Genomic DNA, 17,267 nt, shown 5'->3' on the forward strand with positions numbered 1-17,267 from the left:
CCTCGCGGCCGTCACCCGCCCCCGCCCTCGTCCTGTGGGGCGAGAGCGATCGCATAGCGGCTCCGGCCGACGGAAAGGAGTACGCCGCGTCGTTGGCGAACGACCGCTTCGAAGTCCTGGCGGAAGCAGGCCACTGGAGATCGTGAACGCTTCGAAACATTCGAGAAAATGGGCCTGAAGCATTTACTCCGAGCTTCAGGGAGACTTCAGCGGCAGTCAAGTTCGCTTCCATTGATCGAGCGGATTACGCCACTGACCTGGAATTATATATTTCCGGTGCAGCCGTCGGCCATGTCGAATGTTTCGAGGACAAAACCGAAACTCTTGACACGTGACGTGTCCAGGCCAACACTGTCGCGTGTTCGGTAGCCCCCATCGGTCCTCATCAGGACGAGGAGGAAACACGCACATGAACAAAGCACCCGCACCTGTACTCGCACGCGCATCCGCATCACAGCTCAGGCTGCGCCTCAGGCGCATCTGCACCATGCTGCTGGTCGCCCTGGCCGCGCTGGCCCTGCCCGGCAACGCCCAGGCCGCCACGGTCATCACCACGAACCAGACCGGCAACAACAACGGTTACTACTACTCGTTCTGGACCGACTCGCAGGGCACCGTCTCCATGACCCTCGACTCCGGTGGCAAGTACGGCACCTCATGGCGCAACACCGGGAACTTCGTGGCCGGCAAGGGCTGGAGCAACGGCTCGCGCCGGAACGTGAACTACTCGGGCAGCTTCAACCCGTCCGGGAACGCCTACCTGGCGCTGTACGGCTGGACGTCCAACCCGCTGGTCGAGTACTACATCGTCGACAACTGGGGCACCTACCGGCCCACAGGAACGTACAAGGGCACGGTCACCAGCGACGGCGGCACGTACGACATCTACAAGACCACCCGCTACAACGCCCCGTCCGTGGAAGGCACCCGCACCTTCGACCAGTACTGGAGCGTCCGGCAGTCGAAGCGGACCGGCGGCACCATCACCACCGGCAACCACTTCGATGCCTGGGCCCGCGCCGGAATGCGTCTGGGCAGCTTCAACTACTACATGATCCTCGCCACCGAGGGTTATCAGAGCAGCGGCAACTCGAACATCACGGTGGGCTAGCCATGGCTCTCGGCAAGGCGAGGCGTCTCGCGTTACCGGCCGCAGCGCTGGCCGCCGCCACCGCTCTCACCGGCCATACGGCCGCCCCGGCGCAGGCCGCCGTCTGCGGCGGGTACGTCGGGCTCACCTTCGACGACGGCCCCTCCAGCAATACGACGGCTCTGCTGGGCGCCCTCACGCGCAGCGGGCTGCGGGCCACGATGTTCAACGAGGGGCAGTACGCCGCCGCCAACCCGGGCCTGGTCCGCGCCCAGGTGAACGCCGGTATGTGGGTCGGGAACCACAGCTACACCCACCCGCATCTGACCCAGCTCGGCCAGTCACAGATCGACTCGGAGATCTCCCGGACCCAGCAGGCGATCGCGGGCGCGGGCGGCGGCACTCCGGTGCTGTTCCGGCCGCCGTACGGCGAGACCAACCCGGTGGTGAAGGCTGTCGCCGCCAGGTACGGTCTGGCTCAGATCATCTGGGACGTCGACTCCCAGGACTGGAACGGCGCCAGTGCCGACGCGATCGTGCAGGCCGCCGCCCGGCTCACCAGCGGGCAGGTCATCCTCATGCACGACTGGCCCGCGAACACGCTCGCCGCGGTTCCCCGGATCGCGCGGGGCCTGGCCGACCGCGGCCTGTGCGCCGGGAAGATCTCCCCGGCGACCGGCCGGGCCGTGGCCCCGTAGCGGGCTCGTCCGAGTACGGCGGTATCCCCCACTACCGCCCCGGTGGCGCGGCGGCCCGCAACGGCCGCGCCATCCCGCACCCGTCTCGTGCCCCGGCGGCCTGATCACCGCTTGTGGTCGACGACTTCATCACTCAGCCTACGGGCGACGGCGGCCGGGACCCCGGCCGCCGGGTGAGGAGTGATGAGATGTCAGACGTTCTCGACGGCCCCTCCGCGGTGCCTGCGGACGGCCCCCTGCACCGGCGGACGTTCCTGGCCGCGGCCGGGATGGGCGCCCTCGCGGTGGCCGGTGCCGCTCCGGCCGCCAGGGCCTCGACCGGCCGGCTGACCTCGAACTCCTCACCGTCGACCGACATCCGCCATGGCTCGTTCGCCGACATCCCGACCTGCTTTCCTCTGTCCCCCGGACACGGGAGCCCGGACGACCCCGACTGCCCTCGTCACACGATCACTTGCGTGTCCGGCTCACGCAACAGTCACGCGTGATCGGCTTCGCCGGCGTCCGGGGCGGGGCGGAGACCGTCGGCGGGCCGTCCGGTGGCCGGCCTGGCAGGATGGCGGTATGGAACGTGTGCTTGGTATCGGTGGGTACTTCATACGGGCTTCCGACCCGGCGGCCCTGGGCGCCTGGTATCGCGATTGTCTGGGCCTGGACGCCGATGAGCACGGCCTGTGGCAGCAGGGGGCCGGTCCGACGGTGTTCGCGGCCTTCGACTCCGGGACCGACTACTTCGGGTCACCCGCCCAGCAGACCATGCTCAACTTCCGGGTACGCGACCTGGACGCGATGCTCGCGCAATTGCGGGCCAAGGGAGCGGCCGTCGCCGAGGAGACGCAGGACATGGAGGGCGTCGGCCGATTCGGCTGGGTCACCGATCCGGAGGGCAATCGCATCGAACTGTGGCAGCCCGCCTGATCGCCCCCGCACCGTCTGCGACCCCCGCCCCGCACGGCGTGCGTGGCGGAGGCTGGGCGGCGGGACAGGTTCGCCTTGCTCCTGCCACGGGCAGCCAGGTTTGAGACACGCTTTACGTGGCACACGCAACTGCGGCCCGCTCTGTCGCTGTCTCACAGTGCGTCGGGCCCGTCAGGGCCGAACAGCGAAAGAGTGGGGCAGGTCGTGCGACGGCGCAAGGGCAGCATAGGGATCGCACTCGTCACCGGCGTGATGCTGGTGGGCGCGAGTGCCTGCGGAGGGGGCGGGGGCAGCAGCGACAAGGCGAGCGGCGGGAGCGACGCGAAGGCGGCGGGAAACCCCGCAGTGAGTTCTTCGCCGTCACCGACGAAGCCCGCGGGCCCGCCGATGCTGCTGGAGACGATCACCCCTCAGACGGGAACCACGGTCGGCGTGGCCATGCCGATCTCGGTGGTCTTCACCAACCCGGTGGCGGCCGGGGCGCGGGCCACGGTCGAGAAGGCCATGAAGGTGAGCGCCTCGCAGCCGGTGGCCGGTGCCTGGCACTGGTTCGGCGATCAGCGGGCCGACTGGCGTCCCAAGGCGTACTGGCCGTCCGGTACGACGGTGAAGATCGACGCCGACCTGAAGGGCGTCAGCAACGGCAACGGCCGTTTCGGCGTGCACGGCTACACGCACACCTTCAAGATCGGTGACGATGTGCGCGCGGATGTCTCGGTGACCGCCCACACCATGAAGGTGACCCGGAACGGCGCGCCGGTGCGTACGTTGTCGATCAACGCGGGCAGCGCCGAGTTTCCGACGTGGAACGGCACGATGGCCGTCATCGACAAGCAGGAGAAGGTCCACATGACTTCCTGCAGTGTCGGGATCAGTTGCGACAAGGGCAGTCCCAACTACTACGACCTGACGCTGCCCTGGGACGTCCACCTCACCCAGAGCGGCACCTACGTGCACTACTCGACCGGTGACCCGAACCCGGGGAGCGGCAGTGCCCGCGGCTCGCACGGCTGCGTCCATCTGTCGATGCCGGACGCCAAGTGGTTCTACGGCCAGGTCAAGCAGGGTGACCCCGTCACCGTGACCGGCTCGCCGCGCGCCAAGGCCTCGGCCGACAACGGCTACGCCGCCTTCAACCTGGACTGGCCGCAGTGGCTCGCGGGCAGCGCCTCCGGGGAGACGACGACCACCACGCTGTGATGCGCGGCGGCGGCTCCGCCCTGTGCCGGGCGCACATGGGCTGTCATGTGCGCCCGGCGATCCTGCCCGCGACTTCCACGGCGATCTCGATCGCCCGTGCCGCGAGTGGGGAGTGGGTGCGATGTGCCTGCCACAGCAGGAAGATCTCGCGTGGCGGGAGTCCTGGCTCGAGCTCGTGGACGCGCAGTGACGCGTCCGAGCCGAGGTCGGCGCTGTGGAGGGCGAGTCGTGGCAGGATCGCCGAGCCCATTCCGGCGCGCACCATCGACAGCACGGTTTCGTTGCCCGCCGTACGGCACACGATGTGCGGTCGCACGCCGCGGCGGGCGAGCGCCTGCTCCAGCCGGGCCTGGTCGCAGACAGGGGGGTGCGCCACCATCGGTACGCCGTCGAGCCGGTCCGGGCGCACCGGGCCGTCGGGGAAGGTGCCGGGGCGGGCCACCAGCAGGTAGGGATCGTCGAGCAGTTTGCGGTGTTCGACGTCGCCGTCGACGCGTCCGTCGAAGAACAGCAGGTCGAGCTCCTGGACCTGCGGTTCGTCCGTCTCCTCCTCGAACAGTCTGATGTCGCAGTCGGGGTGCTCGTCCCTGAGCCCGCGTACGACCAGTGGCAGGATCGCGTTCGACACGCTCTGGAAGGTGCCGATGTCGACCCGGCCGTCGCCCGCCTTGAACCGGTCGACGGCCACCGCCATCGCCTGGGCCTTCGCGAGCAGCTCGCGTCCGTGTGCCAGCACCACCGCGCCGAGCGGGGTGATCCGCACCGGTTTCGGCCCGCCCGGCCGGTCGAACACGGCACCGCCGACGGCTTTCTCCAGGGCCGCGATCTGCTGGCTCACCGTCGACTGGGTGTACCCGAGCCGTCCGGCCGCCCTCCCGAACGAGCCCTCGTCGGCCACGGTGGCCATCGTGGTGAGATGCCGCAGTTCAACGTCAGACATGCGCACAGCATAGTTATTGACATCGCCTGATGCGATCGAATTGATCGGAATCTATCGCTTTTCGCGATGGACGGCCGGGTCTAGCGTTGCTCTCATGACCGATCACCTTTCCCATGGAGAGAAGCTCGTCGAGATCGACGACGTCGAGCTGTGCGTCGAGACCTTCGGAGACCCGGCGGACCCCGCGATCCTGCTCATCGACGGTGCGAGCGCCTCGATGCTGTGGTGGGAAGCCGAGCTGTGCGAGCGGCTCGCGCGGGGCGGCCGGTTCGTCGTCCGCTACGACAACCGGGACACCGGCAGGTCGACCAGTTACCCGCCGGGCCGGCCGGGCTACGCGTACTCCGATCTGGCCGGGGACGCGCTCGGCATCCTGGACGCCCTGGGCATCGAGCGCGCGCACATCGTCTGCCGGTCGATGGCCGGCGGACTGGGGCTCATCCTCGGGGTGGACCACCCCGACCGGGTGGAGTCACTGACGTTCGTCTCCACCTCCACGGGTGAGGACGGTCTCCCGCCGTCGTCGGCCGACCTCGCCGGCGGCTTCCCCGCCGAACCGGACCCCGCCGATTCCGGCGCGGTGGTGGACTTCGTCGTCGCCTCGGCGAAGGTGTGCTCGGGTGGCTCGCCCTACTTCGACGAGACCGCCGTGCGCGCTCTGGTCGAACGGGACGTGTCCCGCGCGCGGGACATGGCTTCCACCCTCGTCAATCACTACGCGATGAGTTTCGACGGGTCGTCCCGCGACTTCGCCTCCGTCAGGAGGCCGACCCTGGTGGTGCACGGCGACCACGACCCGCTCTTCCCGCTCCCCCACGGACGCGCGGTGCGCGACGCGATTCCCGGCTCGGCGCTGCTGGTCCTGGAGGGCGCCGGCCACGACCTGCCGAAGCCGGTGTGGGACGTGTTCGTCCCCGCGCTGCTCCAGCACACCCGGGGCGACGGATCATGACCGGGTTCGTGCCCCGGTTCACGACCCTGCTGCGGTCGGCGCTCTGGCTGCCGCTCTTCGACGAGCTCGCCGACCCGGCGGTGGTCGCACGGCCGGCCGCCGAGGCGGAGGAGGCCGGCCGGCCTTGCGTCTTCGTCCGGGACCATCTGCGCCGGTGGGCGCCGGTCCGGCAGGTGGCCGACCAGTGGATCACGGCGGCCGCGATCGCCACGGCCACCGAGCGCCTCAGGTTCGGGCCCATGGTCACGCCCCTTGCCCGCCGCCGACCGGCCAAGGCCGCCAGGGAGACCGTGACGCTGGACCGGCTCGGCGGCGGCCGGCTCACGCTCGGTGTCGGTCCGGGCAGCGACCGTTTCGCCGCCGAGCTGTCCGCGACCGGTGAGGAACTCGACGACCGGCGGCGGGGCCGGCTGCTCGACGAGTCGCTGGAGATTCTCGCCGCCGCGTGGTCCGGCGGACCGGTGCACCATCACAGCCGGAACTTCACCGTCGACGGTGTCGCCTTCCTTCCCCGCCCCGTGCAGCGCCCCGGCGTACCTGTGTGGGCCGCTGGGCTTCCCGGCAACATCAAACCCCTGCGCCGCACTGCCCGGCACGACGGTTTCGTCCCGGTCAATCTCGAACACCCGGACCAGCTCGCCGGCGTCGTCACCGCCATCACCGCTCTCCGGCCGCCGGACACGACCCCGTACGACATCGCCGTACCCCTCGCGCCCGGCGCCGATCCGGCGCCCTGCGCCCAGGCCGGCGTCACCTGGTGGCTCGCGGAATTCGCGTCGGAAACGGTGACACCGGACCAGGTGCGAGGCGTACTCCGGGACGGGCCGACAGCCATCGGTTCCGGCACCGACAGTGGTACCGATGCCGGTACCGAGAGGATCAGGTGACGGGGATGTCCGGCCTTTTCGACTACGACGCGGAACTGCGCCCGCACAACGAACACTTCCGCGCCGCTGCCCGCGTCGGCCCGCGCGACCATGTGCTCGACATCGGCTGCGGTACGGGTCAGTCCACGCGCGAGGCCGCACAGGCGGCCGTCCAGGGAAGCGTGGTGGGCGTTGATCTCTCCGCGCCCATGCTCGAACAAGCCCGTCGGCTGAGCGACGAACAGGGACTGGCCAACATCACCTACGAGCAGGCGGACGCCCAGGTCCACCGCTTCCCGCCGACGCGATTCGACGTCTGCATCAGCAGGTTCGGGACGATGTTCTTCGCCGACCCGGTCGCCGCGTTCACCAACATCGGCCTGGCGTTGCGCCCCGGGGCGCGTCTGGTGCTGCTGGTCTGGCGGGAGCGTGACCGCAATGAGTGGGCAACCGCGATCCGCCGGACCCTCACCAGCGCGTCGGCCGACTCAGACGGCCCGGATCCGTTCTCGCTCGCCGACCCGACCGTGGCGGAAGGCATCCTTACGGCGGCCGGTTTCACGGACGTCGGCTTCACCGACGTACACGAGCCCGTCTACTACGGCCCGGACAGCGCCACGGCCTTCGACGCCGTGCTCCGCCTGTGGGAAGTCAAGGACCTGCTCGCCCCCGTCGATGACACGGCGGCCGAGCAGGCACGAGCGCGGCTGCGCGGCACCCTCGACGCCCACAACAGCGGGGGTGGCGTGTACTTCGACTCGCGTGCGTGGATCGTCACGGCTCGTCGTGGTCGCTGACCCACGTTCACCCGCGCAGGCGGGCGGCTCGGCGCCGCCGACCCTCGTACGCGACTGCCACGGCGAGGGAGGTGCGGGCCAGGGCCGCGCCAAGAGCCCGCGCGGACTCGGCGGGGCCGGTGCCGGGTGTCCGTCAAGGAGGTCGCGCCCGCGCTCTACTGCCTGGACGCGTGGATCCGCAGTCAGGGACCATCAGTGGTATGAGTACGGTCCTGCGTGGAGCCCTGGTGACACTTCGGGCGGCGACGGTGGGTGATATCCCGGCGCTCGCCGCGATCCGGAGCACGCCCGAGGTGTACGCGCGCTGGCGGGGCGGCGATGATCTGACGGCCGCCGTGGCCGGGGAACTCGAAGATCCCGGGGCCCAGACCTTCGTGATCGAGGACGGGGGCCGGGTGGTCGGCGCCATTCAGTGGGGCGCGGAGGACGAGCCGGACTACCGGCATGCCAGCATCGACATCTATCTCGACCCCGCGGTGCACGGGCGCGGCCTCGGCACCGACGCCGTACGGACGCTGGCTCGCCATCTGATCGACGAGCGCGGATACCACCGACTGGTGATCGACCCGGCCGCGGACAACGCGGCTGCCGTCCGGTGCTACGGAAAGGTCGGCTTCCGCCCCGTGGGCATCATGCGGCGGTACGAGCGCGGCCCAGACGGGAGTTGGCACGACGGACTGCTGATGGATCTGTTGGCGGAGGAGTTGGAGTAGGTCTGTCTCGCGTTCGGTTGCATGGGCTCTTTGTCGCCCCCGCCGCCCCTTCCCGTTCCCGTCCTCGGGGGCTCCGCTCCCGAACCCCCGTTCGCGCTGAACGCGCTCGTCCTCAAACGCCGGACGGGCTGATTGATCTCCACGACTCCCTGGCACCGTACGGCGCCAGGGCCCGAAGGAACTTGGCCTGAGGAATCGCGGTCAGGCGGTCGACGCGCTCCGCCGTATGCAGCAGCGGCGCAGGAAACCCGTCACTTCGCGGCCGATGCTGGATGTGCCCCGCCCCAGCCCGACCGAGGAGTTCCCATGGCGATATCCCGTTCTCCGCGTATCCCCCGCCTGCGTCTGCCGGTCGGCGTGGCGCTGGCCTGTGCCTGTCTGGCAGGCCTGGTGTCCGCGTCCGCCGAAGCCGACACGCCCGGCTCCGACACGGACCGCGCACTGCGGAGCCAGCTCGAACAACTGGTCCGCGCTCCGGGTGGTCCACCCGGTGTCATCGCCGTGCTCCAGCGAGGGGAGTCACGCCGGATCCTGCGGGCCGGAGTCGCCGATCTCGACACCGGCAGGCGGGTCGAGGCGACCGACCACATGCGTATCGCGAGTACGGCGAAGGCGTTCAGCGGCGCCGTGGCTCTGCGGCTGGTGGACCGGGGCGCGCTCGGACTCGACGACACGATCGGCCGACGGCTGCCCGCGCTCCCACGGGCCTGGCACGCGGTGACACTGCGCGAACTCCTCACCCACACGAGCGGCCTGCCCGACTACAGCCGGAGTCCGGACTTCCTCCGGATCCTCCTGGCCGATCCGCACCATCAGTTCGACTCACGCCGACTGCTCGACTTCGTGGCCGACCAGCCGCTGCTGTTCCGCCCCGGTTCGCGGTACCAGTACTCCAACTCGGACAACATCGCCGTGGCCCTGATGGCCGAGGCGGCGACCGGGAAGCGCTACGAGGAGCTGCTGCGGCAGCTGGTGTACCGTCCGCTCGGTCTGCGCGACACGAGCCTCCCCCAGGGGTTCGAGATGCCGGAACCGTACATGCACGGCTACGACGTCCCCGTCCAGCCGCCGGCCGCGCCGCAGGACGTCAGTGAGCTGATCGGCGCCTCCGGAGTGTGGGCGTCGGGCGGAATCGTCTCCACCCCGAGGGACATGACCAGGTTCATCCGTGGATACGCGGGCGGCGCGCTGGTCTCCCGGGCGACACTGCGCGAGCAGCGCCGATGGGTCGACGGTGCCTCGGAGCCGGCGGGCCCGGGCAGCAACAAGGCGGGGGCGGCGATCTTCCGGTACACCACGCGGTGCGGAGTGGTACTCGGCCACACCGGGAACACGCCCGGCTACACCCAGCTCATCGCCGCGACACCTGACGGCGAGCGGTCGCTGACGTTCTCGCTCACCACCCAGGTGAACGAGGCGACAAAGCCCCAACTCCTGAAGAAGCTGCGCGAGGTCGAGGAGAACTTCGTGTGCGCGCTGCTCCGGAACTGACCGCCGTACGGGGTTCCCGCAGTCGCCCGTCCAGCGGCTCCGCCGCCCGGGATCCGTGCGGCTCGGCCGATGTCGAGCGCGGTCCTGCGGCCCGGCGACCCGGAAGCCGGTGCCGGCCGGTACGGTCGCCGGGCCGGTGGCGGCCTGTGTTGTCCCCGGGTCGGTCGCGGTCTGTGCGGTCACCGGGTCGGTCGCGGTCTGTACGGTCACCGGGCCGGTCGTGCACCGCGTCCGCGTATCTGACCGGCCCCACGGCCGGACAGCCGTGAGGCGGCCCGGGGGGCGAATCCCGAGGTGTCCGGCGCTGCCGTGCCCCCGGTTCGCCCATCGTCCCGCGTCTGCTGTCTGACGGCTAGCGTCTCGGTCCCGCCACGGCGTAGGCGGCGGTGCCGGTGACCGCCAGGGCCAGGGCCGTCCAGGTGCCCGCCGCCGTGCCGGGCGGCAGGAGCATCCAGGTCGCCACCCTCAGCGGCGTACTCGTCGCGGGCGGGGCGAGGAACGAGAGCGAGAGCCAGGCGAACGGCAGCGTCCACGCGTACTGGCCGCCCGAGAGCGCCGCGCCCAGGGCCGCCAGTCCCATCAGGCCCGCGCTGTCGCGGACGACAAGCGCGGTCGCGGCCATGGGCTCGCCCAGGACCTGCACCGTCAGCAGCGCCGCGGCGACGACCGCGCCCGCGAGCAGTACGTGCGCCGCTCTGCGGGGCACCCAGCGGATCGCCGCCGTCCGGTCCAGCGCGAGATCCTGCCCGCCGAGCCCGATCGAGGCCGCGATCGCCCCCGTGGCGAGGACGAGCACGGGCAGTCGCGGATCACCCGACCCCCCGCCGCCGTCCTGGCCCAGCGCCCGCACCGCCGCCGCGCTGATCACCAGCGCGGCGAGCGACTCGGGTACCTGACGCGAACGCGCGTACAGCATCAGCCATCTCACCGGGACGCACCGCCGGACAGCACCTCGAACGGGTCGCCCTTGCAGGAGATCGCGGCGGCGTGCATGGCGTTGATCCGCGAGAGCTGTTCGGCCCTTGGCAGCGCCTTGAGTTCCTTCCACACCGGGTCGGCCAGGGCCATGAAGTGACGTGTGGCGAGAGAGATCGCGCCGAGCGGTTTGGGGTCTCCGAGGACCCAGCCCGCCGCGATGATCCGGGCGGCGGTGTCATTGGCGGAGACAGTAGCCAGGCCCAGAGGGGAGCACCCGGGCACCATGGCCGTGGCGATCAGCGCCCGGGTCAGGTCCTTGCCCTGCGCGGCGGCGATGACATCGTCGTCGAAGTCGACGAGCACCTTCTCGCGGGACCAGTGGGGCGTGGAGCCGACCGGTGGTACGGCGGCGTTCTCCCGTATCGAGACCGGCGCCCGGCCGCCCAGGGCACCGTGCAGCAGGCGCAGCGCCTCCTTGCCGTGGTCGGCGAAGTCGGGGAGTCGTGCCTGCTGTGTCCTCGTCACGCACACCGGGCCGTCGCACACCAGTTCCGCTGCCGCCTCGTCGACGACGTACATCCGGCGCGGGTCGGAGGGGAGGACGAGCAGGGCGATCACCGCGCCCGCCAGGACGGGCGTCAGGGCGATCAGCCGGGCGCGCCGGGTCGCGGCGATCAGCAGGGCGAAGCCGGTCGTGGCCATGCCCAGCAGCCAGACCGTCTGGCCGACGTGCACGGGAGCGGAGAGGGTGAGGAGCACGTCGCGCACCTGTTCCACCGCCGGTGACAACAGTGAGAGCTGGTTGGGTTCCGTGGTGGGGATTCCCGACGCGGTGTACGTCGTCGTCCGCCCCAGGGACATGTACATGAGGGACGTGAACACGAAGGCGCCCATGGCCAGCGCGGGCGGGGTGAGCGTGGACGGCAGGGCCCGCCCGGCTCCCATGCCCAGCACGGCCGCCGCGACGAGGGAGAGGGCCCCGACCAGGGAGATCGGCAGCCAGCCGAGATGCGCGTACTCGGTGTTGGTGAGTACCTGGACCCCGCCCACGAGGACGAGGAGCGCGAAGGCCGAGGCCAGTGTGAGCGCGGTCGCGCCCGTCAGCGTGGCCGCGCGGTGCCGGGCGGGTCTCGGCGTGCTCGTCAGCAGCTCGGACATCTTCGAGCGGTGGTCGCGCAGGCCCTGCAGTGCGCCGAACCCCATCGCGAGCGGCCACAGGTAGGCCAGCAGGGAGCGGGTCCACAGGGCCAGGGACGTCCACTGGGCCGTCCAGGCCGTGGTGCCGGTCCCCCGCGCGACGCCGGCCAGGTACAGCAACGCCAGCGCGGTCACCAGGACGGTGACGCCGGACCATGGGGCGACGGAACGCTTCAGCTCGATGCGCAGTATGCGGAGGCTCACCAAGTTCCCTTTTCCTGCTCGGAGTTGAGGAGGAGAGCCGAGTAGCCGCGCTCCAGCGGGCTGTCGCCCACATGTTCCGGGCCGCCCACCGAGGCCAGTTCGTCCGGTGGGCCCTGGAAGACCAGGCGGCCTTCGGCGAAGAGCACCACGTCGGTGCAGGCGGCGGCGACGTCCTCCACCAGATGGGTCGAGACGAGCACGCAGGTGTCCGTGCCCAGCTCCTGGAGCAGCTCGCGGAAGCGCAGCCGCTGCGCCGGGTCCAGGCCCACCGTGGGCTCGTCCAGCAGCAGGATCGTCGGGTCGTTGACGATGGCCTGGGCGATACCGGCCCTGCGCACCATGCCGCCGGACAGTGCCTTCATCCTGTCGTCGGCGCGGTCCGCCAGGCCGACCCGTTCCACGGCACGCTGCACGGCCGCGGGGATCTCCGCCTTGGGCACCTCCTTCAGCCACGCCATGTACTCGACGAACTCGCGCACGGTGAAGCGCCTGTAGTAGCCGAACTCCTGCGGCAGGTAACCGATCCTGCGGCGCACGGCGCGGTGCTCGCCCATGCCGCGCACGGTCTCGCCGAGCAGTTCCAGGGTGCCCCCGGCCGGGCGCAGCACGGTGGCCAGCGCCCGGATGAGGGTGGTCTTGCCCGCCCCGTTGGGGCCGAGGAGACCGTGGACACCGAGGCCCAGCGACAGGTCGAGGCCGTCGACGGCCATCCGTTTCCTGCCGGCCCTGACCTTCAGTCCGGTGGCCCGGATCTCCCAGGCGTAGGACGTCGGTGCGATGTCGGCCGCGCTCACGGCGGACGTCATGTGGTGTTCCCTTCTGATTGTCCAGCTCATGTTTTCGCCGCTGTTCCTTCCGGTGGTCATCGGTGGGCTCCCAGCTCGGAGTACGCGCCTCTGCGGGCGATCACGACACCGATGCCGAGTGCGAGGATGAGCCCCCAGGCGGGCAGGACGCCCGGCTGAAGGACGAAGGCCGTACGGCTGGCGGCCAGGGTCGGTGCCACGACCGCGGCGGCCCACACCGCGCCCAGCGCGACGGCGGCGCGGGTCACACCGACGACCCCGCCGAGTGCCAGTGTCGCGGCGGTGAACGCCAGACAGGGCAGCAGCCACTGAGCCACCATCACCCCCGTCGCCCAGCCGCCCACCAGCAGCGCGGGCACGACCACACCGAGTACGGACGCGGTGCGCCGCAGCACCAGATCGAGGCCGGCCCTGGGTACGGAGGCCGTCAGCTCGTACGCCGGATCCAGACCGCGCGACCAGGACGCCGCGACGCCGAGCACCGGAAGAATCGGCGCGAGCAGCAGCACCAACGACACCTCGCCGAAGCCGAAGCCGAAGCCGAGGCCGAAGTCCGAACCGGAGCCAGTGCCCGTGCCACTGCCGGTGTCGGCCCTGTCGAGCAGGAGCGCCAGCAGCGTCACGGCCACGACCATGGCCAGCCACGGCGCCATGGTGGGTGTCATCCACCTCGACAGCCGCGCCGACCAGCGCCGTCCGCGCGGCATCGTGGCGGTGACCGCCAGCCGGGGTTCCAGGCCGGACCACACGGTGGCGACCAGCGACGCCACGGCCGGTACCTCGGCACCGACCATGGCGGCCAGCCGCTCCCGGCACACCGGGCATGTCTCGAGATGGGCCTCCACGGCCCACACCTCGTCGGGGGCGAGGTCGTCGCCACCGCGCGCGTAACCCTCGATGATCCGCGTCGACGCGTGTTCCCCACTCATGTCAGCGCCCTTCGCATGACGATTCGCGCCCTGCGGGCACGGGTCTTGACGGTGCCCTCGGGCAGCCCGAGCAGGACCGCGGTCTCCCTGACGGACAGTCCGTCGAGCACCATGGCCTGCAGTACCTGTCTCAGCTCCGGCGCCAGGCACCGCAGCGCGTCCCCGACCTCACCGCCGACGGTCGCCGCGAGCGCTTCCTCCTCGGCGGCGGGCGCCGCGTCGGACACGGCGGCGGGCGGGGGCTCCGCGTGGTGGGCCCTGCGCCGGAACGCGTCGACCAGACGGCGCGCCGCGATCGTCCACAGCCAGCCGGTGGCCGTCCCGCCGACCGCGGCCCCCGCGAACGCACCCGCCGCGCGCCACACCGCCAGGTAGGTCTCCTGCATGACCTCGGCGACGATCTGCTCGTCCCCGCACCGGCGGCGCAGCCGCACCGCCATCCACGGCGACGTACGCCGGTACAACTCCTCGAACGCCGCACGGTCGCCCTTGGCCACCAGCCGGACGAGGCGCTCCTCGTCCAGCTCGTGCAGCGGTGCCCTCGTTGATCTCACACCGGCTAGACGCCCGGGGCGGCGCACGGGTTTTCGGTCCGATGTGATCCACGCCACATGCGCGGACGTGCGCCCGCTCCCGGTCCGCCGTCCCTCGCCGAGCAGGAACCGCCTGCCCGCCGGATTCGCACAGGACACGTCACAACGGACGTCGGCGGTCACATGGAGGCGTACCTAGCTCCCGGCGCCGGATCGACGGACGGCGTCGCCCTCACCCTCGCGCTCGCCCTCACCCTCGTCCTCGCGCTCACCCGGCAAGGGCTGCTCCGCCCAGATCGTCTTGCCGACGGCCGTCTGGCGGCTGCCCCAGCGCTCGGACACCTGGGCGACGAGCAGCAGTCCGCGTCCGCCCTCGTCGTAGGTGCGGGCCCGCCGCAGATGCGGTGCGGTGTTGCTGCAGTCGGAGACCTCGCAGATGAGCGCGTCGGCGCGGATGAGCCGCAGTTGGATGGGGCCGTCGCCGTAGCGGATGGCGTTGGTGACCAGCTCGCTGACGATCAGCTCGGTGGCGAACTCGAGCTCGGCCAGCCCCCACTCGGCCAGCTGCCGCCCCGCCATACGGCGGGCCCCGGCGACGGCCGCCGGGTCCATGGGCAGTTGCCAGGTACGCACCTGGTCCGCGCCGAGAGCCGAGGTGCGAGCCAGGAGCAGGACGATGTCGTCGGCGGGGGGATCGGGCCGCACCTTGCGCAGCACCTCGTCGCACGCCTCCTCCAGGTCGGCGACGGGTTCGCGCAGCGCCTCCCTCAGCAGGTCCAGCCCTACGTCGATGTCGCGGCCCGGGGACTCGATCAGGCCGTCGGTGTAGAGCGCGAGCAGACTGCCCTCGCCCATGTCGATCCGGACGGACTCGAACGGGAGTCCGCCCAGGCCGAGCGGTGGTCCGGCCGGCAGGTCCAGCATCTGAGCGCGGCCGTCAGAGGTCACCAGGACAGGTGGCGGGTGCCCGGCCCGGGCCAGGTCGCAGCAGCCCGTGACGGGGTCGTAGACGGCGTACAGGCAGGTGGCGCCGACCTCGCCCGAGGCCCGCTCCACCTGTCCTCTCGCGTCCGGGCCCTCCTCCCGGTCGAGGCGGATCACCAGGTCGTCCAGCCGGGTGAGCAGTTCGTCCGGGGCGAAGTCGGCGTCGGCGAGGGTCCGTACGGCGGCGCGCAGACGGCCCATCGTGGCCGAGGCGTGCACTCCGTGGCCCACCACGTCGCCCACCACCAGCGCGACGCGTCCCCCGGACAGGGAGATCACGTCGAACCAGTCCCCGCCGATCTCGTCCCCCGGACCGGCGGGAAGGTACCGGTAGGCGAGGTCGACCGCGTCCACCTCCGGCAGCCGCTCGGGCAGCAGACTGCGCTGGAGCGCGAGCGCGGTCCGGCGCTCGCGGGTGTACCGGCGGGCGTTGTCGATGCTCACCGCCGCTCTCGCGGCGATCTCCTCGGCGAGCACGAGGTCGTCCGGGCCGAAGAGGTCCGCGGTCCGGTGCCGCATGAGGTGCATGACACCGAGGGTGAGCCCCCGCGCGCGCAGTGGCACCAACATCACCGAGTGGATCTTGAAACGCCGTACGCTCTCGGCGCGGGCCGCGGAGGCCGTCGTCCATGCGCGCAGCAGCGGGTCCCCGGCACGGTAGTAGGCGCCGCGGCCGGAGATGAGCACCTCGGCCGGTGGTGACCCGGGAGGGTAGACATCGGTGCTGCCCGCGGCGACCACGGCTTCCGGGCATCCGGGAAGCACGGATCGCTGTGCGGTACGGCGGCAGGCGACCGGCGTGGCGGGCGGCACCGGTTGCGGTTCGTGTCCCTGGACGACGGACTCCAGCAGGTCGACGACGGCGAAGTCGGCGAATCCCGTCACGGCCACCTCCGCCAGTTCCTCGGCTGTCCAGGTCACGTCAAGAGTGGTGCCGATGCGCACACTGGCGTCGTTCAGGACCGCCAGACGGCGCCGGGCGAGGTACTGCTCGGTGGTGTCGATCACCAGTGCCGACACCCCCAGGACCGCGCCTGCCGGATCCTTCAGCGGGGAGATGAACGTCGACCACGCGTGATCGCGGACCTCCCCGGAAGCCCTGAAGGGCTGCTCCTCGCGGAAGATCGTCTCGCCGGTGCGCGCCACCTCGTGCTGAAGACGGTCGATCTCTTCAAGTGGCGGGGCAGGATAGATCTCCCACAGCGTCTTGCCCCGCATCTCCTCGGGGCTCAGTCCCATGGCCTGGCCCATCACCTGGTTGCAGGTGACGAACCGCGCCTCGCTGTCGTAGATGGCCACGGGCACCGGGAGCTGCGCGAGCCCGAGATCCCACAACTCCGCCGTCCCGGCGTCCGTCGGCCCGGAGGAGTAGGTCACCGCCATCGGGGTGACAGCCCAGTACGTCCTGGCCCGCCCGTCCGCCAGCGGCGTGCCCCGGAGTTCCACGGTGACCCGGTCCCCGTGCCGGTTCCGCAGTACCAGCATGCCCGTCCACGGCTCCCCGGCGACAAGGCGCCGCCGCATCGCGGAGGGCAGCTTCGCGCCAAGCAGACCGAGGGCCCGACGGCCCACCACGTCCTCGGGCTCGTACCCGAGGAATCGTCCCGCTCCGGCGCTGCACGCCATGACCGTGCCGCGGGCGTCGATGACGACCGCGAAGTCCTCGGGGACCCCCGAGCGCGCCGCTCCCGTGGTCGTGTCGGACTCATTGGCCATGGAGTGTGTCCCGACCTCGTTCCCGCCGCGTAGCGGCATCACGCCGCGTCGCCCGTCAGGGGCGCTCCCTCCAGCATCCCGCCGCGACACACAGCGCTCAACCCGGCTGCGGCCTGCCCGTCGGACGACGGTCGCCGGAATGCGTCGGCCGGCGGGCGCCGGACACCGGCCGGGGCATGAGGGTCGGGGCATCGACGGCCGTGGCACGTCCGGGAACCGTGCCACGGCCCTCGGGTCCGCTCAGTCGCCGGCCGCCGTCGCGACCGGCGATTCCACCGGCGGTGACGGGGGCAGGTGAGGGGGGCGGCTGAAGGG

Annotated in this window: 17 protein-coding genes; 10 read left to right on the plus strand and 7 right to left on the minus strand. The window is 71.2% G+C overall.

Annotated elements, in window-relative coordinates; all coding sequences use genetic code 11:
* The first annotated feature begins 409 nt into the window (after positions 1 to 409).
* From AOK08_RS27930 to AOK08_RS27950, 5 genes are all read left to right on the plus strand, one after another.
* Entirely contained in the window at positions 410 to 1,111 is a 702-nt protein-coding gene (locus tag AOK08_RS27930) for a glycoside hydrolase family 11 protein (protein ID WP_055531134.1), read from the plus strand.
* 2 nt (positions 1,112 to 1,113) lie between these two features.
* Entirely contained in the window at positions 1,114 to 1,788 is a 675-nt protein-coding gene (locus AOK08_RS27935; RefSeq protein ID WP_055531137.1) for a polysaccharide deacetylase family protein, read from the plus strand.
* Between the two features lie 188 nt (positions 1,789 to 1,976).
* Positions 1,977 to 2,276 (plus strand): hypothetical protein, encoded by a 300-nt coding sequence (locus AOK08_RS27940; protein WP_055531139.1) that lies wholly within the window; start codon positions 1,977 to 1,979, stop codon positions 2,274 to 2,276.
* A gap of 76 nt (positions 2,277 to 2,352) precedes the next feature.
* Positions 2,353 to 2,706 carry a VOC family protein gene (locus AOK08_RS27945; RefSeq protein WP_055531141.1) on the plus strand — a complete coding sequence of 118 codons (354 nt, stop codon included), beginning with the start codon at positions 2,353 to 2,355 and terminating at the stop codon, positions 2,704 to 2,706.
* A gap of 252 nt (positions 2,707 to 2,958) precedes the next feature.
* Positions 2,959 to 3,906: a L,D-transpeptidase gene (locus AOK08_RS27950; protein ID WP_055531163.1), complete on the plus strand. Its 948-nt coding sequence runs from the start codon at positions 2,959 to 2,961 to the stop codon at positions 3,904 to 3,906.
* Between the two features lie 43 nt (positions 3,907 to 3,949).
* Here the strand turns inward: AOK08_RS27950 and AOK08_RS27955 are convergent, their stop codons facing one another.
* Positions 3,950 to 4,846, minus strand: coding sequence for a LysR family transcriptional regulator (locus tag AOK08_RS27955; RefSeq protein WP_055531143.1), 897 nt, complete (start codon positions 4,844 to 4,846; stop codon positions 3,950 to 3,952).
* Positions 4,847 to 4,940: 94 nt separating this feature from the next.
* Here AOK08_RS27955 and AOK08_RS27960 point away from each other — a divergent pair, with 94 nt between their 5' ends.
* The 5 genes from AOK08_RS27960 (at position 4,941) to AOK08_RS27980 (ending at position 9,665) form a co-directional block, all read left to right on the plus strand.
* Positions 4,941 to 5,798 (plus strand): alpha/beta fold hydrolase, encoded by an 858-nt coding sequence (locus AOK08_RS27960; RefSeq protein ID WP_055531145.1) that lies wholly within the window; start codon positions 4,941 to 4,943, stop codon positions 5,796 to 5,798.
* The gene (locus AOK08_RS27965) at positions 5,795 to 6,685 is read left to right on the plus strand and encodes an LLM class flavin-dependent oxidoreductase (RefSeq protein WP_055531146.1); all 891 of its coding nucleotides are present in this window, start codon (positions 5,795 to 5,797) and stop codon (positions 6,683 to 6,685) included. Before AOK08_RS27960 ends, AOK08_RS27965 begins: the two co-directional genes overlap by 4 nt.
* A 5-nt stretch (positions 6,686 to 6,690) precedes the next feature.
* Positions 6,691 to 7,461 carry a class I SAM-dependent methyltransferase gene (locus AOK08_RS27970; RefSeq protein ID WP_055531148.1) on the plus strand — a complete coding sequence of 257 codons (771 nt, stop codon included), beginning with the start codon at positions 6,691 to 6,693 and terminating at the stop codon, positions 7,459 to 7,461.
* Between the two features lie 200 nt (positions 7,462 to 7,661).
* Positions 7,662 to 8,174, plus strand: coding sequence for a GNAT family N-acetyltransferase (locus AOK08_RS27975; protein WP_055531150.1), 513 nt, complete (start codon positions 7,662 to 7,664; stop codon positions 8,172 to 8,174).
* A gap of 306 nt (positions 8,175 to 8,480) precedes the next feature.
* Complete coding sequence (locus AOK08_RS27980) at positions 8,481 to 9,665, plus strand: serine hydrolase domain-containing protein (protein ID WP_055531152.1); 1,185 nt, start codon at positions 8,481 to 8,483, stop codon at positions 9,663 to 9,665.
* A gap of 352 nt (positions 9,666 to 10,017) precedes the next feature.
* On the opposite strand, the gene AOK08_RS27985 is transcribed toward AOK08_RS27980, so the two are convergent.
* The 6 genes from AOK08_RS27985 to AOK08_RS28010 all read right to left on the minus strand — a co-directional run bounded on the left by AOK08_RS27985 (position 10,018) and on the right by AOK08_RS28010 (position 16,952).
* Positions 10,018 to 10,593: a hypothetical protein gene (locus AOK08_RS27985; RefSeq protein WP_055531154.1), complete on the minus strand. Its 576-nt coding sequence runs from the start codon at positions 10,591 to 10,593 to the stop codon at positions 10,018 to 10,020.
* Positions 10,590 to 11,984, minus strand: a complete 1,395-nt coding sequence (locus AOK08_RS27990; protein ID WP_055531156.1) for an ABC transporter permease — start codon at positions 11,982 to 11,984, stop codon at positions 10,590 to 10,592. Before AOK08_RS27990 ends, AOK08_RS27985 begins: the two co-directional genes overlap by 4 nt.
* Positions 11,981 to 12,790 carry an ABC transporter ATP-binding protein gene (locus AOK08_RS27995; RefSeq protein WP_198539415.1) on the minus strand — a complete coding sequence of 270 codons (810 nt, stop codon included), beginning with the start codon at positions 12,788 to 12,790 and terminating at the stop codon, positions 11,981 to 11,983. The genes AOK08_RS27990 and AOK08_RS27995 overlap by 4 nt, the downstream gene beginning before the upstream one ends.
* Before the next feature lie 56 nt (positions 12,791 to 12,846).
* Entirely contained in the window at positions 12,847 to 13,719 is an 873-nt protein-coding gene (locus tag AOK08_RS28000) for a zf-HC2 domain-containing protein (RefSeq protein WP_055531159.1), read from the minus strand.
* Positions 13,716 to 14,273, minus strand: a complete 558-nt coding sequence (locus AOK08_RS28005) for an RNA polymerase sigma factor (protein ID WP_079054313.1) — start codon at positions 14,271 to 14,273, stop codon at positions 13,716 to 13,718. Before AOK08_RS28005 ends, AOK08_RS28000 begins: the two co-directional genes overlap by 4 nt.
* Positions 14,274 to 14,447: 174 nt before the next feature.
* The gene (locus AOK08_RS28010; RefSeq protein ID WP_079054314.1) at positions 14,448 to 16,952 is read right to left on the minus strand and encodes a SpoIIE family protein phosphatase; all 2,505 of its coding nucleotides are present in this window, start codon (positions 16,950 to 16,952) and stop codon (positions 14,448 to 14,450) included.
* Positions 16,953 to 17,267 lie beyond the last annotated feature (315 nt).

This window comes from Streptomyces graminilatus (genome assembly GCF_001418565.1).
Taxonomy (GTDB): Bacteria; Actinomycetota; Actinomycetes; order Streptomycetales; family Streptomycetaceae; genus Streptomyces; species Streptomyces graminilatus.

Excerpts from the sequence above, each read along its gene's own strand:
- AOK08_RS27930 (WP_055531134.1), top strand. The coding sequence starts at position 410 with ATGAACAAAGCACCCGCACCTGTACTCGCACGCGCATCCGCATCACAG.
- AOK08_RS27935 (WP_055531137.1), top strand. The coding sequence starts at position 1,114 with ATGGCTCTCGGCAAGGCGAGGCGTCTCGCGTTACCGGCCGCAGCGCTG.
- AOK08_RS27940 (WP_055531139.1), top strand. The coding sequence starts at position 1,977 with ATGTCAGACGTTCTCGACGGCCCCTCCGCGGTGCCTGCGGACGGCCCC.
- AOK08_RS27945 (WP_055531141.1), top strand. The coding sequence starts at position 2,353 with ATGGAACGTGTGCTTGGTATCGGTGGGTACTTCATACGGGCTTCCGAC.
- AOK08_RS27950 (WP_055531163.1), top strand. The coding sequence starts at position 2,959 with ATGCTGGTGGGCGCGAGTGCCTGCGGAGGGGGCGGGGGCAGCAGCGAC.
- AOK08_RS27955 (WP_055531143.1), bottom strand. The coding sequence starts at position 4,846 with ATGTCTGACGTTGAACTGCGGCATCTCACCACGATGGCCACCGTGGCC.
- AOK08_RS27960 (WP_055531145.1), top strand. The coding sequence starts at position 4,941 with ATGACCGATCACCTTTCCCATGGAGAGAAGCTCGTCGAGATCGACGAC.
- AOK08_RS27965 (WP_055531146.1), top strand. The coding sequence starts at position 5,795 with ATGACCGGGTTCGTGCCCCGGTTCACGACCCTGCTGCGGTCGGCGCTC.
- AOK08_RS27970 (WP_055531148.1), top strand. The coding sequence starts at position 6,691 with ATGTCCGGCCTTTTCGACTACGACGCGGAACTGCGCCCGCACAACGAA.
- AOK08_RS27975 (WP_055531150.1), top strand. The coding sequence starts at position 7,662 with ATGAGTACGGTCCTGCGTGGAGCCCTGGTGACACTTCGGGCGGCGACG.
- AOK08_RS27980 (WP_055531152.1), top strand. The coding sequence starts at position 8,481 with ATGGCGATATCCCGTTCTCCGCGTATCCCCCGCCTGCGTCTGCCGGTC.
- AOK08_RS27995 (WP_198539415.1), bottom strand. The coding sequence starts at position 12,790 with ATGACGTCCGCCGTGAGCGCGGCCGACATCGCACCGACGTCCTACGCC.
- AOK08_RS28000 (WP_055531159.1), bottom strand. The coding sequence starts at position 13,719 with ATGAGTGGGGAACACGCGTCGACGCGGATCATCGAGGGTTACGCGCGC.
- AOK08_RS28010 (WP_079054314.1), bottom strand. The coding sequence starts at position 16,952 with ATGGCCAATGAGTCCGACACGACCACGGGAGCGGCGCGCTCGGGGGTC.